Here is a 16,704-nt window from a genome sequence, read left to right as displayed (position 1 = left end):
GCCCTCCCCAGGCGATTCCCCGTCGGGCACGTCGCGCGATGCACCACCGGCAGATCGAGATCGACATGGGGACCACCTTGAACCGAGCAAAGTGGTCCCCATGTCGATCTCGGCGGTTGGCCGGCGCGGGGGCGCGGCGGGACGGCGGCGCAGGGGCGCGGCGCAGGGGCGCAGCGGGAGGACGGCGCCGCGAAACCAGCGTGGCGGGACGCGGGACAGGACGGCGGCGCAGGGGGCGCGGCCCGGCACCGCCGCCGAGATCAGGCGGGGCTGACGGTGCCGACGCGGGCGCCCTCGGGCACCTCGCCGCCCTCCTCGCCGAGCACCGCGTCGCCGACCACGCTGACGTCGACGCCGAAGGTCCAGTCCCCCTGGACGTCGAGGCTGACGGCGTCCTTGAGGGAGGGGACTCCGTGCGGGAAGCGCGGCTCGAAGTCGCCGATCAGCTTGTAGGAGTCCGCGGCCAGCGACACCGTCGGCACCGGGTCGACCTGCTGGACCAGCGCCGCGCGCTCGTCCAGCGTGTACACGTCGGAGCGGATCAGCAGCAGGTCGCTGGTGGACTTCACCGGCAGGAAGCGGTCGCGGCCGACGACGATCGCGGTCGCCCCGTCGAACACCTCGATCGCCGCGCCCATGGCGGACTCGAGCTGGTAGACGGCGGGGCTGGACTTCTCGGCCGGGTCCACCGTCTTCTCGTTGCGGATCAGCGGCAGGCCCATGACCCCGTCGCGCTCCGTGAGCACGGCGTCGAGCTTCTCGAGGTCGAACCACAGGTTGTTGGTGTGGAAGAACGGGTGCCGGTGCTCGTCGGTGAAGTAGTCCATCTCCTCGGCCGGGGTCTGCGCCGTATCGCGCAGGATGAGGCGGCCGTCGGACGTGCGCACCGCGAGGTGGCCGCCCTTGCGGTCCGCCGGGGTGCGGCGGCACAGCTCGGCGGCGTAGGGGGCGCCCGTGGACGCGAACCAGGAGGCGAGCACCGGGTTCGGGACGGTGCCGAGGTTGTCCGAGTTCGAGACGGAGGCGTACTTGAAGCCGGCGTCCAGCAGCTGCTGCAGCAGCCCGGAGGTCTGCAGGGCGGTGTAGAGGTCGCCGTGGCCGGGCGGGCACCACTCCAGCGCCGGGTCCTGTTCCCAGGTGACCGGGGCGAGGTCGTCCGTGCGCAGCTTGGGTTCCTTGTTCTGCAGGAAGTCCAGCGGGAGGTCGCCGACGGGCAGGTCGGGGTACTTCTCGAGCACCTCGAGGGTCTCCTCGCGGGTGCGGAAGGAGTTCATGAAGATCAGCGGCAGGCGGGACCCGGTGCCGCGCCGGGCGGCGAGGACCTGCTCGACGAGGAGGTCGAGGAAGCTCTTGCCGTCCCGCACGGGCAGCAGGGACTTGGCCTGGTCCAGGCCCATCGAGGTGCCGAGCCCGCCGTTGAGGTCGATGATGGCGAGCTGGTCGAAGACCTGCTTGGCATGGGCGGGATCGATCTGCACGTCCTCGAGCAGCGGCGGGTCGAGGTAGGGCTCGATCGTGTCCTCTTCAATCGTGCCGGTGACTCCCTCCTCGAGCTGACCGTAGTAGTGGGTGAAGACGTCGATCGCGGTCTGGGCGACCCCCGCGTCGGCCATCTTCTGCTGGGCGGCCTGAAGTCCTTCGTTGCTCATGGTCCCAGGGTATCCAGTGATCGCCTCCGGTTCCGCATTCCTCTCACCGCCCGGGTGCCTCGCCGAGCACGAGCCGCGGCCAGTGCCCGAGCGCGCGCAGCACCCAGCGGTCGTGGGTGGCGAGCACGACGGCCGACGGGGACTCCTCGAGCGCGGAGAGCAGGTCGTCAACTCCGCTGATGCCGAGGTGGTTCGTCGGCTCGTCCAGCAGCAGCACGTCCGGTCGTCGGCCGAACAGCGCCGCCAGGGCACGGCGACGCCGCTCCCCGGGACTGCCGCGATGCACTGCGGGGGCGTCGTCCTCCTGGGACAGGTGAGCGACCCGCGCCCCGCCCAGCACCCGCACCCCACCGTCGTCCGGGGCCAGCTCACCGGCGAGCACCCGCAGCAGCGTGGTCTTGCCCGCGCCATTGGGGCCGACGACGAGCAGGCGATCACCGCCCTCGAGCCGCAGGGTGGTCCGCTCGAGCCGCCCGGTGACCTCCACGCCGTCAGCTCGCAGCAGGGGCGCACCGCCCGGGGTGCTCGCGGCGGGCAGGGTGAGCCGGGGCGGCGGGGGCGGCACGTCGAGCCGGTGCTCCTCGAGCTGGGAGAGCCGGTCATTCATCGCCCGCACCACGCCGGGGGCACGGGTCTGGCGCTGGTGCTTGCCGGTGCCCTTGGGCGGCCGCCAACCGCTGGAGAGCCGGGAGCGGGCCTCCTCGGCCCGGGAGCTCAGCCGCGCGTGCTCCTCCTGCTGGGCGCGGTGGGCGTCCTCCCAGGCGGCCCGGGCGCGTGCTCGGACCTCCTGCCACCGCTCCAGGCCGCCGCTGACCAGCAGGGCGCGTCCGTCGCTGGTCGGGTCGAGGTCGAGGACGGCGGTGGCGACGTCCGTCAGCAGGGCCCGATCGTGGGTGACCAGGGCGAGAGCGCCGGGATGCTCCTTCAGGGCGCGGGTGAGGTGGTCGAGGCCGCGGGCGTCGAGATGATTGGTCGGCTCGTCCAGCAGCAGCAGGTCGTCGCGGGCGGCGAGGACCCCGGCCAGGCGCACCCGGTAGCGCTGGCCCACCGAGAGGGTGTCGAGCGGACGAGCGCGCTCGGTGACGGCCTCGACCTCGGTGAGAGCGACCTCGAGCCGGCGCGGCGCGTCCCAGGCGTCCACGGACGTGACCAGGGCGAGCGCCGCGTCGTAGCGGGCGCTCGCCGCGGGGCCGACGTCCTCCGCCAGCGCCGCGGCCGCCTCGTCGAGCTCCCGCAGCGCGCGCAGGGGCCGAGCGAGCAGCTGATCGAGCAGGTCCCCGACGGTGCGGGTCGCGGGGGTCAGCGCCAGGTCCTGCTGGACGACGCCGAGACTGCCGTGACGCTCGAGGGTGCCGGCGTCGGGCTCGAGGGTCCCGGCGAGCACCTCGAGCAGGGTGGTCTTGCCGCGCCCGTTCTCCCCGACGACGGCGAGGCGGTCGCCCGGGGAGAGTGTGAGGTCGATGCCGTCGTGCAGCACGCGGCCACCGCGGGCCAGGCGGAGCTGCCGGGCGCGCAGCTGCGCGGTGCCGGTGGAGGGGAGGGAGGAGGTGTGCGAGGTCATGTCGTGCCTTCCGGTGGTGGGTCACCGGGCGCGCGGGAACGGCCGCCCGGTCAGGATCCGGACGACGGCGTGGGGGTGTGCTCGTGCGCCGCCGTCAGCGGCGGACGCGGGGGCGCGCCACCTGGGCGGCGCTCGACATGATGACGCTCATACCCTCGACGGTAGGGCACCGCGCGGGCGCTGTCACGGCAATTCCCGTCGGCATCGAGGATCGCCCGCCGCCCCACACTCCTACGATGACTCGCCCACACTCCTACGATGACTCGATGGCCACCTCCCTCCCTCCCCCGTCGTCCCTCCTGCAGCTGCGCACCGTGGTCTCCGAACACGATGTGCGCGCGGTGGTCTCCGACCTCGACGGCGTGCTGCGGGTCTTCGATCCCTCGCTGTGGGACCGGCTCGACCACCACGTCGGTCTCGCACCGGGCACCGCCTTCGCGGCGATCCTCGGCCACCCCTTCCTCGAGGAGGTCACCCGTGGCCGCGGCACCCATGCGCAGTGGCGGGAGCGCGCCGTCGCCGAGCTCGTGACGCAGGGAGCCGCTCCGGGGACCGCGCGGGAGACGGTGCGGCTCTGGGCCGCGACCCCGGGGTGCGTGGACCAGGAGGTGCTCGCACAGCTGCAGCGCTTCCGCGAGCAGGGACTGGCCGTGTTCGTGCTGACCAACGGCACCGATCGGGTGCCCTGGGAACTGGACCAGCTGGGACTGGGCGATGTCCTCGGCCCGCGCCGGCGGTTCCTGCTGAACACCGCGGACCTCGGGGCCGCGAAGCCCGATCGCGAGGCCTTCGCCCGCGCCCATGAGCGCCTCTCGCGGGAGCCGGCCGGGCCCCTGGCGCCCGCCCAGGTCGCCTTCCTCGACGACTCCGCGGGGCACGTGCGCGGGGCCGAGGAGTTCGGCTGGCGGGCGGTGCGCCATGGTCGCGGCTGAGACCGGGCGCGCCCTCCCCTAGACTTCAGGGCTATGAGCACAGTCCTGTCCGCGGTCGCCTGGCCGTACGCCAACGGTCCCCGCCACATCGGTCACGTCGCCGGCTTCGGTGTCCCCTCCGACGTCTTCTCCCGCTACATGCGCATGGCCGGCCACGACGTGCTCATGATCTCCGGCACCGACGAACACGGCACCCCGATCCTGGTCGAGGCGGACAAGGAGGGCGTCACCGCCCGTGAGCTCGCCGACCGCAACAACCGCCTGATCGTCGAGGACCTGGTGGCGCTGGGGCTTTCCTACGACCTGTTCACCCGGACCACCACCGGCAACCACTACCAGGTGGTGCAGGACATGTTCGTGACCGTGCGGGACAACGGCTACATGCTCGAGCAGACCACCTCCGGGGCGATCTCCCCGTCGACCGGGCGCACCCTGCCGGACCGCTACATCGAGGGCACCTGCCCGATCTGCGGCGCCGGCGGTGCTCGCGGCGATCAGTGCGACAACTGCGGCAATCAGCTCGACCCCACGGACCTCATCGACCCCGTCTCCCGTATCAACGGCGAGACCCCGGAGTTCATCGAGACCTCCCACTGGTTCCTCGACCTGCCGGCCCTGGCCGGCGAGCTCGGCCGCTGGCTCGACGAGCGGGAGGCCACCGGTCTGTGGCGGCCGAACGTGATCCGCTTCAGCCAGAACATCCTCGAGGACATCAAGCCGCGCGCGATGACCCGCGACATCGACTGGGGCATCCCGGTGCCGGGCTGGGGGGACCAGCCGAACAAGCGCCTGTACGTGTGGTTCGACGCCGTGATCGGCTATCTCTCCGCCTCGATCGAGTGGGCCCGCCGCTCCGGCGATCCCGAGGCGTGGCGGAAGTGGTGGAACGATCCGGAGACCCTCGCCTACTACTTCATGGGCAAGGACAACATCGTCTTCCACTCGCAGATCTGGCCGGCGGAGATGATCGCCCAGAACGGCGCGGGCGACGCCGGCGGCGCACCCGGGAGGTTCGGGGAGCTGAAGCTGCCCACCGAGGTCGTCTCCTCCGAGTTCCTCACCATGGAGGGCAAGAAGTTCTCCTCCTCCAAGGGCGTCGTGATCTATGTGCGCGACGTGCTCGAGCGCTATCAGCCCGACGCCCTGCGCTACTTCATCTCCGCGGCCGGCCCGGAGAACCAGGACGCCGATTTCACCTGGAGCGACTTCGTCTCCCGCACGAACAACGAGCTGGTCGCGGGCTGGGGCAACCTGATCAACCGCACCGCAGCGATGATCGCCAAGAACGTCGGCGAGATCCCGCCGGCCGGCGACCTCGAAGACGTCGACGAGCATCTGCTGGGGGCGATCCGGGACGGTTTCGGCACCGTCGGGAAGCTCATCGAGGCCCATCGCCAGCGCGCAGCGATCGCCGAGATCATGCGCCTGGTGGGCGAGGCGAACGCCTACGTCTCCCGCACCGAGCCGTTCAAGATGAAGGCCGAGGAGCAGCGCCCGCGCCTGCTGACCGTGCTGCACGTCCTCGCCCAGGCCGTCACCGATCTCAACACCATGCTGGCCCCGTTCCTGCCGCAGTCCGCCAACGCCGTCGAGCGGGCTCTGGGCGGGGATCGCCAGGTCGCTCCGCTGCCCCACATCGTGGAGGTCGAGGACCTCGACGGCGGCCCCGCCTACCCGATCATCACGGGCGACTACAGCGACGTCCCGGCCTGGGGGCACCGTCCGGTGGCGGTGGGCCGGACGGTCCTCAAGCCCACCCCGGTCTTCGTCAAGCTCGACCCGGCCATCGCCGAGCAGGAGCTCGAGCGCCTCGAGGCGGCGGCCGAGGACCGCTGAGCTCCTCCTGGTCCGTCCTCACCGGGTATACGGTGAGGTCACCGCAGTCCCCGGCGAAGGAGGCGATCCTCCCATGTCCACGTCCGACGCGCAGCCCGGAGCCGGACCGGCGCCGGCCCAGCATCTGAACCCCAAAGTCGTCGCGATCAGCGTGGCCGCCGCCGTCGGCGGTTTCCTGTTCGGCTTCGACACGTCGGTCATCAACGGCGCTGTCAGCGCGCTGTCCGAGGAGTTCTCCCTCGGTGCCGGTCTGACCGGCTTCGCCGTCTCGTCCGCCCTGCTGGGCAGCGTCGTCGGCGCCTGGTTCGCCGGCAGCCTCTCCAGCCGGTACGGCCGCGTGAAGGTGATGGTGGTCGCCGCGGTCCTCTTCTTCCTCTCCGCCCTCGGCTCCGGCCTCGCGTTCGGAGTCTGGGACCTGATCGCGTGGCGCGCGCTGGGCGGTCTCGGCGTGGGCGCCGCCAGCATCATCGCCCCTGCCTACATCGCCGAGGTGGCGCCGGCCCGCTACCGTGGCCGGCTCGGTTCGCTCCAGCAGCTGTCGATCGTGCTGGGCATCTTCGCGGCGCTGCTGTCCAATGCCGTGCTCGCGAGGGTCGCCGGCGGATCCGCAGGCACACTCTGGTTCGGCGTGCCCGCGTGGCGGTGGATGTTCCTGATCGAGATGGTCCCTGCCGTCGTCTACGGCGTCCTCGCCCTGAAGCTGCCGGAATCCCCGCGATTCCTGGTGGGCAGGAGCAGGTTCGACGAGGCGTCCCGGGTGCTGTACAAGTTCACCGGCGAGATCGATGTGAACCTGAAGATCGAGCAGATCCGCGCCTCACTGGAACGGGAGCAGCGCGAGTCCCTCCGGGATCTTCTCGGCCGGCGGTTCGGGCTGAAACCGATCGTGTGGGTCGGTATCCTCCTCGCTGCGCTCCAGCAGCTGCTGGGCATCAACGTGATCTTCTACTACTCGACCACACTGTGGCAGTCCGTCGGATTCGACGAGTCCCAAGCTTTTCTGACCAGCACCATCACGTCGGTGATCAACATCCTCGCCACGGTCGTGGCCATCCTTCTCGTGGATCGGGTGGGGCGGCGACCCATGTTGCTGATCGGCTCGGGCGGCACGACGATCTCCCTGGCGACGATGGCGCTCGCCTTCTCCTTCGCCGAGCAGGGCGCGGGCGACGCCGTGTCGCTCCCGGCTCCCTGGTCCACGGTCGCGCTGATCGGGGCGAACGCGTTCGTCGTCTTCTTCGCGACGACCTGGGGACCGATCATGTGGGTGATGCTCGGAGAGATGTTCCCCAATCGCATCCGCGGCTCGGCACTGGCAGTCGCCGGCGCCACCCAGTGGGTCGCGAACTTCCTGGTCTCCACGACCTTCCCCGCCATGTCCCAGATCGGCCTCACCTTCGCCTACGGGGTCTACTCCGTCTTCGCGGCGATCTCGTTCCTCTTCGTGCTGCGCCTGCTCCCGGAGACGAAGGGGAAGGAGCTGGAGGACATGGACGATCTGGAGGTCAGGCGCGGCGGGAGCGCGCGCCACGGCACCTGAGCCGCCGGCGCCGCCCGTCTCCTGGTCTCCTGCGCGAGACCTCCACCAGCTCAGACCTCCAGCAGGCTGCGCGCGGCGGCCGCGATGTGCGCCGCGTCGATCCCCGCCCAGTCGAGCAGCTCGGCCGTGGAGCCCGATCCGGGCACCCCGTCGACGGCGAGGTGCTCGAGATGGAGGTCCTGGATGCTCTCTGTGGCCAGCGCGGCGAGCACCGCGGCACCCAGCCCGCCCTCGGCGTGGTGGTCCTCGGCGACGACCACCCGTCCGCCGGTGGCGTCGACGGCGGCGCGGATGCCCTCGGCGTCCAACGGCTTGACCGAGTAGGCGTCGATCACCCGGGCGCGGATCCCCTGCTCGGCGAGGGTCGCGGCGGCGGACAGCGCCTGGTGCAGGGTCACGCCGGCACCGATCAGGGTGACGTCGTCGGACGCGGAGGAGACCAGCGTCTTGGACCCGCCGACGGGGAACTCCTCGCCCGCCTCGTACAGCACCGGGTACCCGCCGCGGGTGGTGCGCAGGTAGCTGACGCCGGAGGTCGCGGCCATCTGCTCGACGAGGGCGGCGGTGGAGGTCGCGTCGCTGGGGTACAGCACGGTCGAGCCCTGGGTGGCCGCGAACAGCGCGAGGTCCTCCAGCCCCATCTGCGAGGGCCCGTCGGCGCCGATCTCGACGCCCGCGTGGGAGCCGACCATCCGCAGGTCGACCCGGGAGACGGGCGCCATCCGCACGAAGTCCGCGGCGCGGGTGAGGAAGGCCGCGAACGAGGAGGCGAAGGCGATGTGGCCGCGCACGGACAGCCCGGTGGCGGCGGCCACCATCTGCTGCTCGGCGATGTACATCTCGAAGAAGCGCTCGGGGAACTCGGCGACGAAGTCGCCGGTCCCGGTCGAGTTGGAGACCTCTCCGTCCAGCGCCACCACACGAGGGTCGGCGTGGCCCAGGGCGACCAGTGCCTTGCCGTAGGCCTTGCGGGTGGCGAGCTCCTCCCCCACCTCGAAGGTGGGCAGTTGGACCGGGCGGGCCTCGGCCCGGTCCCGGGTGTAGGCGGGCGGCCTGGGGCCGCGCACCAGCAGATGACGCTCCCCGCCGAGCTCGCGGAGGGCCTCCTCCTCCTCGTCCTGCGGGATCGGCTTGCCGTGCTTGTCCTCCTGGTCCTCGACCGCGGAGTAGCCCTTGCCCTTGACGGTCCGGGCGAGGATCACCAGCGGGCGGTCGCCGGGGTCGTCGGCCTGGGCGAGGGCGTCGTCGATCTGGGAGACGTCGTGGCCGTCGATGATGACCGCCCGCGCCCCGAAGCCCTCGACCCGGGCGGCGTAGGCATCGAGGTCCCAGCCGAGGTCCGTCGGGCCGCGCTGGCCGAGCCGGTTGACGTCGACGAGGGTGACGAGGTTGGTGAGCCCGTAGTGGGAGGCCTTGTCGAGCGCCTCCCACACGGAGCCCTCGGCCATCTCGCTGTCACCGCAGAGCACCCACACCCGGTAGGGGGCCTGCTCCAGGTGCTTGCCGGACAGGGCGACGCCGACGCCGTCGGGCAGGCCCTGTCCGAGGGAGCCGGTGGCGACGTCCACCCAGGGAAGCACCGGCGTGGGGTGACCCTCGAGGCGCTGGTCGAAGCGGCGGTACCCGGTCATGAGCTCTTCGTCGGAGACGACGCCCGTCGCCTTGTACACGGAGTAGAGCAGCGGGGAGGCGTGTCCCTTGGAGAAGATCAGGTGGTCGTTGCCGTCGGCCTCGGGGTGGTCCCAGTCGTAGCGCAGGTGACGCGCCACCAGCGTGGCCAGCAGGTCGGCGGCCGACATGCTGGAGGTGGGGTGCCCGGAGCCGGCGGCGGTGGAGGCACGGATCGAGTCGACGCGCAGCTGCGCGGCGAGTTCGGGGATCTGCGAGAGGTCGAGCCCCTCGTGCATGGTGGCGGACATGGACTGCTCCTTCCGGGATCCCGGCTGCGAGGAGGTCGCGCCCGAGGATCCGTGGCTCGTCATCCGGTCTGCTCCCCACCCTAGGAACCTGCTGTGCGGCGCGCCAAGGACCGGGGTGACCGAGTGGTCCCGTCTCAGTCCCCGAGACCTCCGAGGTCGTGGACCCGCATCGTCACGGCGTGCTCGGTCCCGGCCTTCGCGCCGCCGGCGCGCAGGATCTCGGGGAGGAAGTCCTCGGGAGCGGGATGGCCGGTGACGTGCTCGAGATAGGCCGCATGGGCGCGCAGGGAGTCGACGGCGGCCTGCACCTGCGCCGGACCCACCGGTTTGGCGTGGGTCGGCTCGGGGTGGCCGACGACCAGCAGGGCGCGGGCGGTCCAGGGTTCGAGCCCCTCGCGTTCGCGCAGTTCCCGGAACACCCAGGGGTTGGCAGCATCACGGGTGCCGTCCACGGCGCTGAGCCCGGCGGCGCGGTGATCGGCCTGATTGACCGAGCCGTAGGCCTCCAGGTCGAAGTTCGCGGTCAGCACGAGGTCCGGCCGCACCTGCCGGACCACCCGGGCGATGTCGCGGCGCAGAGCGAGGGTCGCCTCGAGCATGCCGTCGGGGTGCTCGAGGATCCGCAGGTCCGCGACGCCGACGACCTCGCAGGCGCGCTGCTGCTCGCGGGCCCGCAGCGGCGCGACGACCACAGGGTCCTGGGCCATCCCGGCCTCGCCACGGGTCAGCAGCAGGTAGGTGACGGCGACGCCGGCCTCGGACCAGGCCCGCACGGCCGCGGAGGCGCCGTACTCCATGTCGTCGGGATGGGCGACGACGCACAGCACGCGCCGGATCCCGTCCTCGGGCAGCGCAGGCAGGGCCGTGGGGGCGACGTGCTCGGACGCAGAAGTCATGGGGATCCTCCCGGTGGGCTGGTCCCACTCTAGGCGGGCGCGAGGCTGCCCTGGAGGGTTCGCAGCAGCGAGCTCACGGCGGCACGGCCGGCGCGGTTGGCGCCGATGGTCGAGGCGCTGGGGCCGTAGCCGAGCAGGTGGATGCGGGGGTCCCCGGCCACGGCGGTGCCGTCCAGGGCGATACCGCCGAGCGGGCCCCGCAGCCCCAGCGGCCGCAGGTGGCGCAGCTCGTGACGGAAGCCGGTGGCCCACAGGATCGCGTCCAGCTCGGTGGTGGTGCCGTCGGCCTCGACCACCCCGCTGGGCGTGATCCGGGTGAACATCGGGCGGCGGGCGAGGAGGCCTTCTCGCGCGGCTTCCCGCAGCTCCGGGGTCCATCGCAGGCCGGTGTTCGAGACGACGGAACCGACGGGCCGGCCCTGACGGACCCGACCGGCCACCCCGGCGACGGCCGCCCGGCCGACCTCCTCGGTGAAGGGTCCTTCCTGGAACTCCACCTCGCGTCGCGTGTACCAGAGGGCCCGGCCCACGCCGGCGATCTCCTGGAGGAAGCCCAGGGCGCTGATCCCGCCGCCGACGACGGCGACCCGCTGCCCGGCGAAGTCCTCCGCGCGCACGTAGTCGACGGTGTGCAGCTGACGCCCCCGGAAGGAGGCGGCCCCTGCGAGGGCGGGCACGAAGGGACGGGTCCAGGTGCCGGTGGCGCTGAGCAGGGCCCGGGTGCGGATCGGGGCGCGCCGGGCGCCATCAGGGCCGACGGAGTGGACCAGCAGCGGCGGATGCGGCGACTCCGCTGCGACGGGATCGTCCTCGACCAGGGTCACTCGCACCGGGCGCTCGACCGGCACCTCGAAGCGGCTCTCGAAGTCCGCGAAGTAGGCGGGCACCGCCCGGTTCGCCGGCTCGGCGGCCTCCGCGGTCACCTCGGGCATCCCGGGCAGCTCCCGGATCCCGTTGACGGTGGACATGGTGCGGCTGTCCCAGCGGTGGCGCCACGCCCCGCCGGGCCCCTCCTCAGCGTCCAGGATCACGAAGCGCAGACCGCGACGGCGCAGATGGTAGGCGGCCGACAGCCCTGCCTGGCCAGCACCGACCACCACCGCGTCGGTGGTGCGCACAGAGGTCTCCATACCCGGCGGAACCCGCTCGGGACCGGGGATGTTCCCGGAGGCGACGGGGCTCATCCCCGCCGGGCGACCGCCTGTTCCGGCTCGGCGGCACCGCTCACGGCGCGAGCGGCGGCCAGGCCCCGCTCGAGGTCGGCCCAGAGATCCTCGACGTTCTCGAGTCCGATGCTCAGTCGCACGGTGCCGGGGCCGACGCCGCAGGCGCGACGCTGGCTCTCCTCCAGGTGGCAGTGGGTGGTGGTGGCGGGGTGGCAGACCAGGGAGCGCGCGTCGCCGATGTTGACGGCGAGGGTGAACAGCTCCAGGGCGTCGCAGAACGCGGCGGCGGCGTCCTCTCCCCCGTCCAGGTCGAGGGCGAACACCCCGCCGGTGCCGTGCGGGAAGTCCCGGTCGGCGAGGTGGGCGTCGGGCCGACCGGGGATGGTGGGGTGCTCGACCCGGGCTGTGCCGACCGAGCCGTGCAGGCGGGCGGCGAGGGCGGCGGCGTCGGCGCTGATCTTGCGCATCCGCAGGTCGAGGGTCTCGATGCCCACCAGGATCTGCTGGGCGCTGGCGGCGGGGAGGGTGGCCCCGAAGTCGGTGACGTACTTGGCGCGGGCGTAGGCGAGCAGTCCCGAGCAGCCGCGGTCGTACTCGTCGGCGAAGGTGACGCCGAAGCGTCGGTTGGGTGAGGTCAGTCGCCGCCAGCGCTCGGGACATCGCCGCGGGTCGAAGCGGCCGGTGTCCACGATGAGGCCGGCGATCGTGGTGCCGTGGCCGCAGAGGTACTTGGTCGCGGAGTGGACGACGACATCGGCCCCGTGCTCGCCCGGCCGGTACAGCGCCGGGCTGGCGAGCGTGGCGTCGACCACGACGGGGACGTCGTGGGCGTGGGCGATCGAGCTGATCGCCGCGAGGTCCACCAGCTGCGCCCCGGGATTCGCGACCGACTCGACGACGACGGCGCGGGTGGCCGGGGTGATCGCGCGCTCCCAGGCCTCCAGGTCCCACGGGTCGACGGTGGTGGAGGTGACGGCGAGGTCGGCGAGGGTGTCGTCGAGGAATTCGGTGGTCCCGCCGTACAGCAGCTGGGAGGCGACGACGTGGCTGCCCGGCTCGAGCAGGGCGCACAGCGCGATGGTGGTGGCGGCCTGGCCGCTGGCCACGGCGATCGCGCCGGCCCCTCCCTCGAGAGCGGCCGCCCGTTCTTCCAGCACAGCCGTGGTGGGGTTGCCGGAGCGGGAGTAGGCGAAGCCTGCGCTCCGCCGGGCGAACAGGTCCTTGAGCGAGGCGTGGTCCTCGTGCGCGTAGGCGCTGGAGGAGTAGACCGGCGGCGTGAGGGCGCCGTGCATGTCGTCCGCTCTCCAGCCGGCGTGGATCGCTGCAGTGCTCACGTGGCCTCCTGGGCAGATGTCGACGATGCGGTGGTCGTGACCCAGGATGTGACGGCGCCAGGGGGCGGGGCGAGATCTGTGACGGAATGTGGCTCTCAGGCGATGGCGCCGTCGACCGTCCAGAGGCCGGAGGTCCCGCGCCGGTGGGAGCCGACGAGGTGGGTATCGACGAGGCCGAGGGCCTCCATCAGTGCGAACATCGTGGTGGGGCCGACGAAACGGAAACCGTGGCGCTTGAGCTCCTTGGCCAGGGCGTGCGATTGGGTGCTCGTGGTGGGCACCTCGGCGGCGGCGACGGGGACCGGGGTCCGCTCGGGGCGGTAGGACCAGATCAGCTCGGCGAGGTCGCTGCCCGGCCCGAGCTCGCCGCCCGCGCCGAGGCCGTCACGGGTGCGCAGGTCGCAGGTGGCGCGGGCGTTGGAGATCGTCGCCTCGATCTTGCCGCGGTGGCGGATGATGCCCTCGTCCTCCAGCAGACGCTCGACGTCGGCGGGGCCGAAGGCGGCGACGGCGTCCACGTCGAAGCCGGCGAAGGCGCGACGGAACCCCTCGCGGCGCCTCAGGATCGTCGCCCAGGACAGCCCCGACTGGAACCCCTCGAGGGCGAGGCGCTCGAACACCCCGCGCTCGTCGCGCACGGGCAGGCCCCATTCGGTGTCGTAATAGCTGCGCAGGTCCTCGTGGACGGCGGCCCAGCGGGGCCGGGCCAGCCCGTCCTCCCCGACGACGAGGTCCTCACTCATCACTCATCGATCTTCCCGATCGGCTCGCGCTTCTCGGCCTGGAACTGGTCCTCGATGCGGCCCAGCGCCCAGTAGGCGGAGATCGAGATCTGCTCGCGGGGAATCCCCGCCTCCGTGACCAGGACGCGGCGCAGCTGCTTGGTCAGCCCGCGCTCGGCGTGGCAGAACACCTGCAGGCCCGCGGTGGCCGAGAGGTCCAGGGAGGACACGGTCTCCAGCAGCTGCTCACGCTCGCCCAACACCCAGCGCAGCTCGATGCCGGCAGGGCGCTCGAGCTCGAGCACGTCCTCCTCGTGCTCGAGCTGGAGGAGGACCAGTCCCGTGGCGTCGGGGTCCATGGACTCGAGCGACGCGGCGATCGCCGGCACGGAGGCGTGGTCGCCGATCAGCAGGTGGGCGGAGGTGGAGGGGTCCGGGGTGTATCCACCGCCGGCGCCCATCAGGGCGAGACGGTCCCCCGGCAGCGCCTCGTCGGCCCAGCCGGCGGCGGTGCCGCTGTCCGCGCCGTGGCCGTGCAGCACGAAATCGAGGTCGAGGGTGCGGGCCTCGTCGTCCCAGCGGCGCACGGTGTACGTGCGGCGCGCGGGCAGCAGCTCGGGGCTCTCCTCACGCAGAGCCTCGAGGTCGTAGGGCGGCGTGAGGCCGGAGGCCGGATCGGCGATCAGCAGCTTCACGTAGGCGTCGCTGTGCTCGTTGCGGTTCAGGTGGGCGTACTGCTCGCCGCCGAGGCGCACGCGCAGCAGGCGGGGCGAGATGCGGGTCTTGCCGAGGACCTCGAGCACTGCCTGCTTCCGGGGCGGCTTCGGACCGCGGGGGCTCCGGGCGGCGGGAGGCGTGGGCGCGGTCGCTTCGGTGGTGGACTCCATGCCCCCAGATTACGCGACACGTGGGTTTCGTAAATACGTCGACCGCGGGACGGACCGCGCGCGCCCGTCTAGGCTGGGGTCATGAGCGCCTCCGCGTCCCCGGAACTCGATGCCGTCGTCGTCGGCTCCGGCCCCAATGGCCTCGCCGCGGCCGTCACCCTGGCCCGGGCCGGTCTGCGCGTCCAGGTGCTCGAGTCCCAGGACTCCATCGGCGGCGGCGCCCGCACCCTCGACCTCTCGCTGGCCCCCGGGATCGTCCACGACCTCTGCTCCGCGGTGCATCCCCTGGCCCTGGCCAGCCCCTTCTTCCGCGATTTCGGCCTCGAGGCGCGCGGGGTGCGGATGATCGCACCGGAGGCCTCCTACGCGCAGCCGCTGGAGAACGAACCCGCCGCGATCGCCTGGCACGATGTGGAACGCACCGCGGACGGGCTCGGGGTCGACGGCCCTGCCTGGCGGGCGACGCTCGGGACCCTGTCCCGGCAGTGGGACCTGGTGGCTGAGCTCGCACTCGGCGACAAGCGCTCCGCGGCGCCCGCGCTGCTGACCCCGCGCACTCTGGCGGTCGCCCCGCTGTTCGGTGGACTGCTCGGCCTCCAAGGGACGCCGGCCTGGAACCTGCCCTTCCGCACCGACCGCGCCCGCGCCCTGCTCAACGGGGTCGCCGCCCACGCGATCGGCCGCATCCCCTCCCTCGGCCTGAGCGCGACCTCCACCCTGCTGGGAGCCCTCGCTCACGGCGTGGGCTGGCCCATCCCCGAAGGCGGGTCCCAGGCGATCGCCGACGCCCTGGTCGCGGATCTCCGGGACCACGGAGGCGAGATCATCACCGGGCACCGCGTCCGCACCTGGCGCGACGTGCCGGCCGCCCGCGCCGTCCTGCTGGACACCACGGCCGGGGCAGCAGCGGACGTCCTCGCGAACCGGCTCCCCCGCTCCCTCGAGGCACAGCTGCGGCGCTTCCCGCGCGGGGACGCCGCGGCCAAGGTCGACTTCGTCCTGTCCGGCCCCGTGCCGTGGCGCGACCCCGAGGTGGGCCGTGCCGGCACCCAGCATCTGGGCGGGACACGGGAGCAGATGGCCGCCGCCGAAGCGTCCGTCGCCGCCGGACGGGTGCCGCAGCACCCGGTCACCCTGGTCAGCGACCCCTCGGTCGCCGATCCCTCTCGCCGCCACGACGGCCTGCGGCCGCTGTGGTCCTACGCGCATGTGCCGGCCGGCGACACGACGGATCCGACGGAACTGGTGACGCGGCAGATCGAACGTTTCGCCCCTGGGTTCCGCGACGTCGTCGTGGCCTCCCGCGGCGTGCCCGCCGCCGAGCTGGAGCACCACAACCCATCTCTCGTGGGCGGCGAGATCTCGATGGGTCGCGTGTCGATGTACGACATGATCGCCCGCCCCACGGCCCGCTGGGACCCGTACCGCCTGACCGATACGGGCTGGTACCTCTGCTCCGCGGCGACACCTCCGGGGCCCGGCGTGCACGGGATGGGCGGCTGGCACGCCGCGCGTCGTGTGCTGCGTCACGAGTTCGGCCTGCGAGAGATGCCCGACCTGGCGCCGACCCCTGAGCGATTGAGTTTTCCACTATCGTGACGGGTCCCTGACTCGTCCCGAAAGGACTCCCCATGACGTCTGCGACCACCGCCCTGCCCGCGGCGCTGCGCGATCCCGCGCTGCTCCTCGCCCGCCTCGTCGTCGGGGCCGTCTTCATGGCCCACGGCTGGCAGAAGATCGGCCAGAACGGGATCGCCGCCACCACCGAGGGCTTCGTCGGCATGGGGATCCCCTTCGCCGAGATCGCCGCGCCGGTGGTCGCCTACGTCGAGCTGATCGGTGGTGCGCTGCTGATCCTGGGGCTACTGACCGCCGTCGCCGGTCTCGCGCTCGCGATCGACATGGCCGTCGCCGCCTTCGTGGTCCACCTCGGCGGCGGACTCTTCGTCGCCGACGGCGGCTGGGAGCTCGTCGGCGTGCTCGGCGCCGCGGCCCTCCTGCTCGCGGCCGTCGGCCCGGGCCGTATCGCCCTCGCCCGTGGCGCCCGCTCCCGGGGTCGCTCCGGCGCGAAGTCCTCACGCCCAGGCGCCCACGCCGCCTGAACCTCGCCGACCTCTCCCGCGCGACTGACCCGTCACATCCCCTCGCGGGGGATTGCCGAGCGCCGACCAGGTGGCGCAGGATGAGCGACCGTGAATTCTTCAGACCCCTCAGATCCGAGCGCACCGGACGGCACCGTCGCCGCGGACGCGGCCGTCGTGG

At 72.5% G+C, this 16,704-nt stretch carries 13 protein-coding genes; 5 read left to right on the top strand and 8 right to left on the bottom strand.

The features are described from left to right. Positions 1-260: 260 nt before the first annotated feature. Both JOF43_RS20655 and JOF43_RS20650 read right to left on the bottom strand, forming a co-directional pair. Entirely contained in the window at positions 261-1,649 is a 1,389-nt protein-coding gene (locus JOF43_RS20655) for a UTP--glucose-1-phosphate uridylyltransferase (protein ID WP_209905019.1), read from the bottom strand. A 43-nt stretch (positions 1,650-1,692) separates the two neighbouring features. Then, positions 1,693-3,210, bottom strand: coding sequence for an ATP-binding cassette domain-containing protein (locus JOF43_RS20650; protein ID WP_209905018.1), 1,518 nt, complete (start codon positions 3,208-3,210; stop codon positions 1,693-1,695). Between the two features lie 266 nt (positions 3,211-3,476). Between JOF43_RS20650 and JOF43_RS20645 the strand changes: the two genes are divergently transcribed. From JOF43_RS20645 to JOF43_RS20635, 3 genes are all read left to right on the top strand, one after another. After that, positions 3,477-4,142, top strand: a complete 666-nt coding sequence (locus tag JOF43_RS20645) for an HAD family hydrolase (RefSeq protein WP_209905017.1) — start codon at positions 3,477-3,479, stop codon at positions 4,140-4,142. 33 nt (positions 4,143-4,175) lie between these two features. Next, positions 4,176-5,978: a methionine--tRNA ligase gene (metG, locus tag JOF43_RS20640; protein WP_209905016.1), complete on the top strand. Its 1,803-nt coding sequence runs from the start codon at positions 4,176-4,178 to the stop codon at positions 5,976-5,978. Between the two features lie 73 nt (positions 5,979-6,051). Continuing rightward, the gene (locus tag JOF43_RS20635) at positions 6,052-7,518 is read left to right on the top strand and encodes a sugar porter family MFS transporter (RefSeq protein WP_209905015.1); all 1,467 of its coding nucleotides are present in this window, start codon (positions 6,052-6,054) and stop codon (positions 7,516-7,518) included. A gap of 50 nt (positions 7,519-7,568) precedes the next feature. Here the strand turns inward: JOF43_RS20635 and JOF43_RS20630 are convergent, their stop codons facing one another. From JOF43_RS20630 to JOF43_RS20605, 6 genes are all read right to left on the bottom strand, one after another. Continuing rightward, complete coding sequence (locus JOF43_RS20630) at positions 7,569-9,437, bottom strand: transketolase (protein ID WP_209905014.1); 1,869 nt, start codon at positions 9,435-9,437, stop codon at positions 7,569-7,571. A 134-nt stretch (positions 9,438-9,571) separates the two neighbouring features. Continuing rightward, positions 9,572-10,333 carry a PIG-L deacetylase family protein gene (locus tag JOF43_RS20625; protein WP_209905013.1) on the bottom strand — a complete coding sequence of 254 codons (762 nt, stop codon included), beginning with the start codon at positions 10,331-10,333 and terminating at the stop codon, positions 9,572-9,574. Between the two features lie 29 nt (positions 10,334-10,362). Continuing rightward, entirely contained in the window at positions 10,363-11,517 is a 1,155-nt protein-coding gene (locus tag JOF43_RS20620; RefSeq protein ID WP_377782577.1) for an FAD-dependent oxidoreductase, read from the bottom strand. Continuing rightward, positions 11,514-12,833, bottom strand: coding sequence for an O-acetylhomoserine aminocarboxypropyltransferase/cysteine synthase family protein (locus JOF43_RS20615; protein WP_209905012.1), 1,320 nt, complete (start codon positions 12,831-12,833; stop codon positions 11,514-11,516). Before JOF43_RS20615 ends, JOF43_RS20620 begins: the two co-directional genes overlap by 4 nt. Before the next feature lie 95 nt (positions 12,834-12,928). Then, positions 12,929-13,576, bottom strand: coding sequence for a DNA-3-methyladenine glycosylase I (locus tag JOF43_RS20610; RefSeq protein WP_209905011.1), 648 nt, complete (start codon positions 13,574-13,576; stop codon positions 12,929-12,931). Beyond that, entirely contained in the window at positions 13,576-14,442 is an 867-nt protein-coding gene (locus JOF43_RS20605; protein WP_209905010.1) for a siderophore-interacting protein, read from the bottom strand. Before JOF43_RS20605 ends, JOF43_RS20610 begins: the two co-directional genes overlap by 1 nt. Positions 14,443-14,523: 81 nt before the next feature. On the opposite strand from JOF43_RS20605, the gene JOF43_RS20600 reads away from it, so the two are divergent. Continuing rightward, complete coding sequence (locus JOF43_RS20600) at positions 14,524-16,041, top strand: phytoene desaturase family protein (RefSeq protein ID WP_209905009.1); 1,518 nt, start codon at positions 14,524-14,526, stop codon at positions 16,039-16,041. Positions 16,042-16,073: 32 nt separating this feature from the next. Continuing rightward, on the top strand, positions 16,074-16,544 hold the full coding sequence (locus tag JOF43_RS20595) for a DoxX family protein (RefSeq protein WP_209905008.1): 471 nt from the start codon (positions 16,074-16,076) through the stop codon (positions 16,542-16,544). Positions 16,545-16,704 lie beyond the last annotated feature (160 nt).

The organism is Brachybacterium sacelli, from assembly GCF_017876545.1.
GTDB classification, from domain to species: domain Bacteria; phylum Actinomycetota; class Actinomycetes; order Actinomycetales; family Dermabacteraceae; genus Brachybacterium; species Brachybacterium sacelli.
The sequence above is the reverse complement of the archived record's forward strand: the minus strand, read 5'-3'. Positions and strand labels throughout refer to the sequence as shown.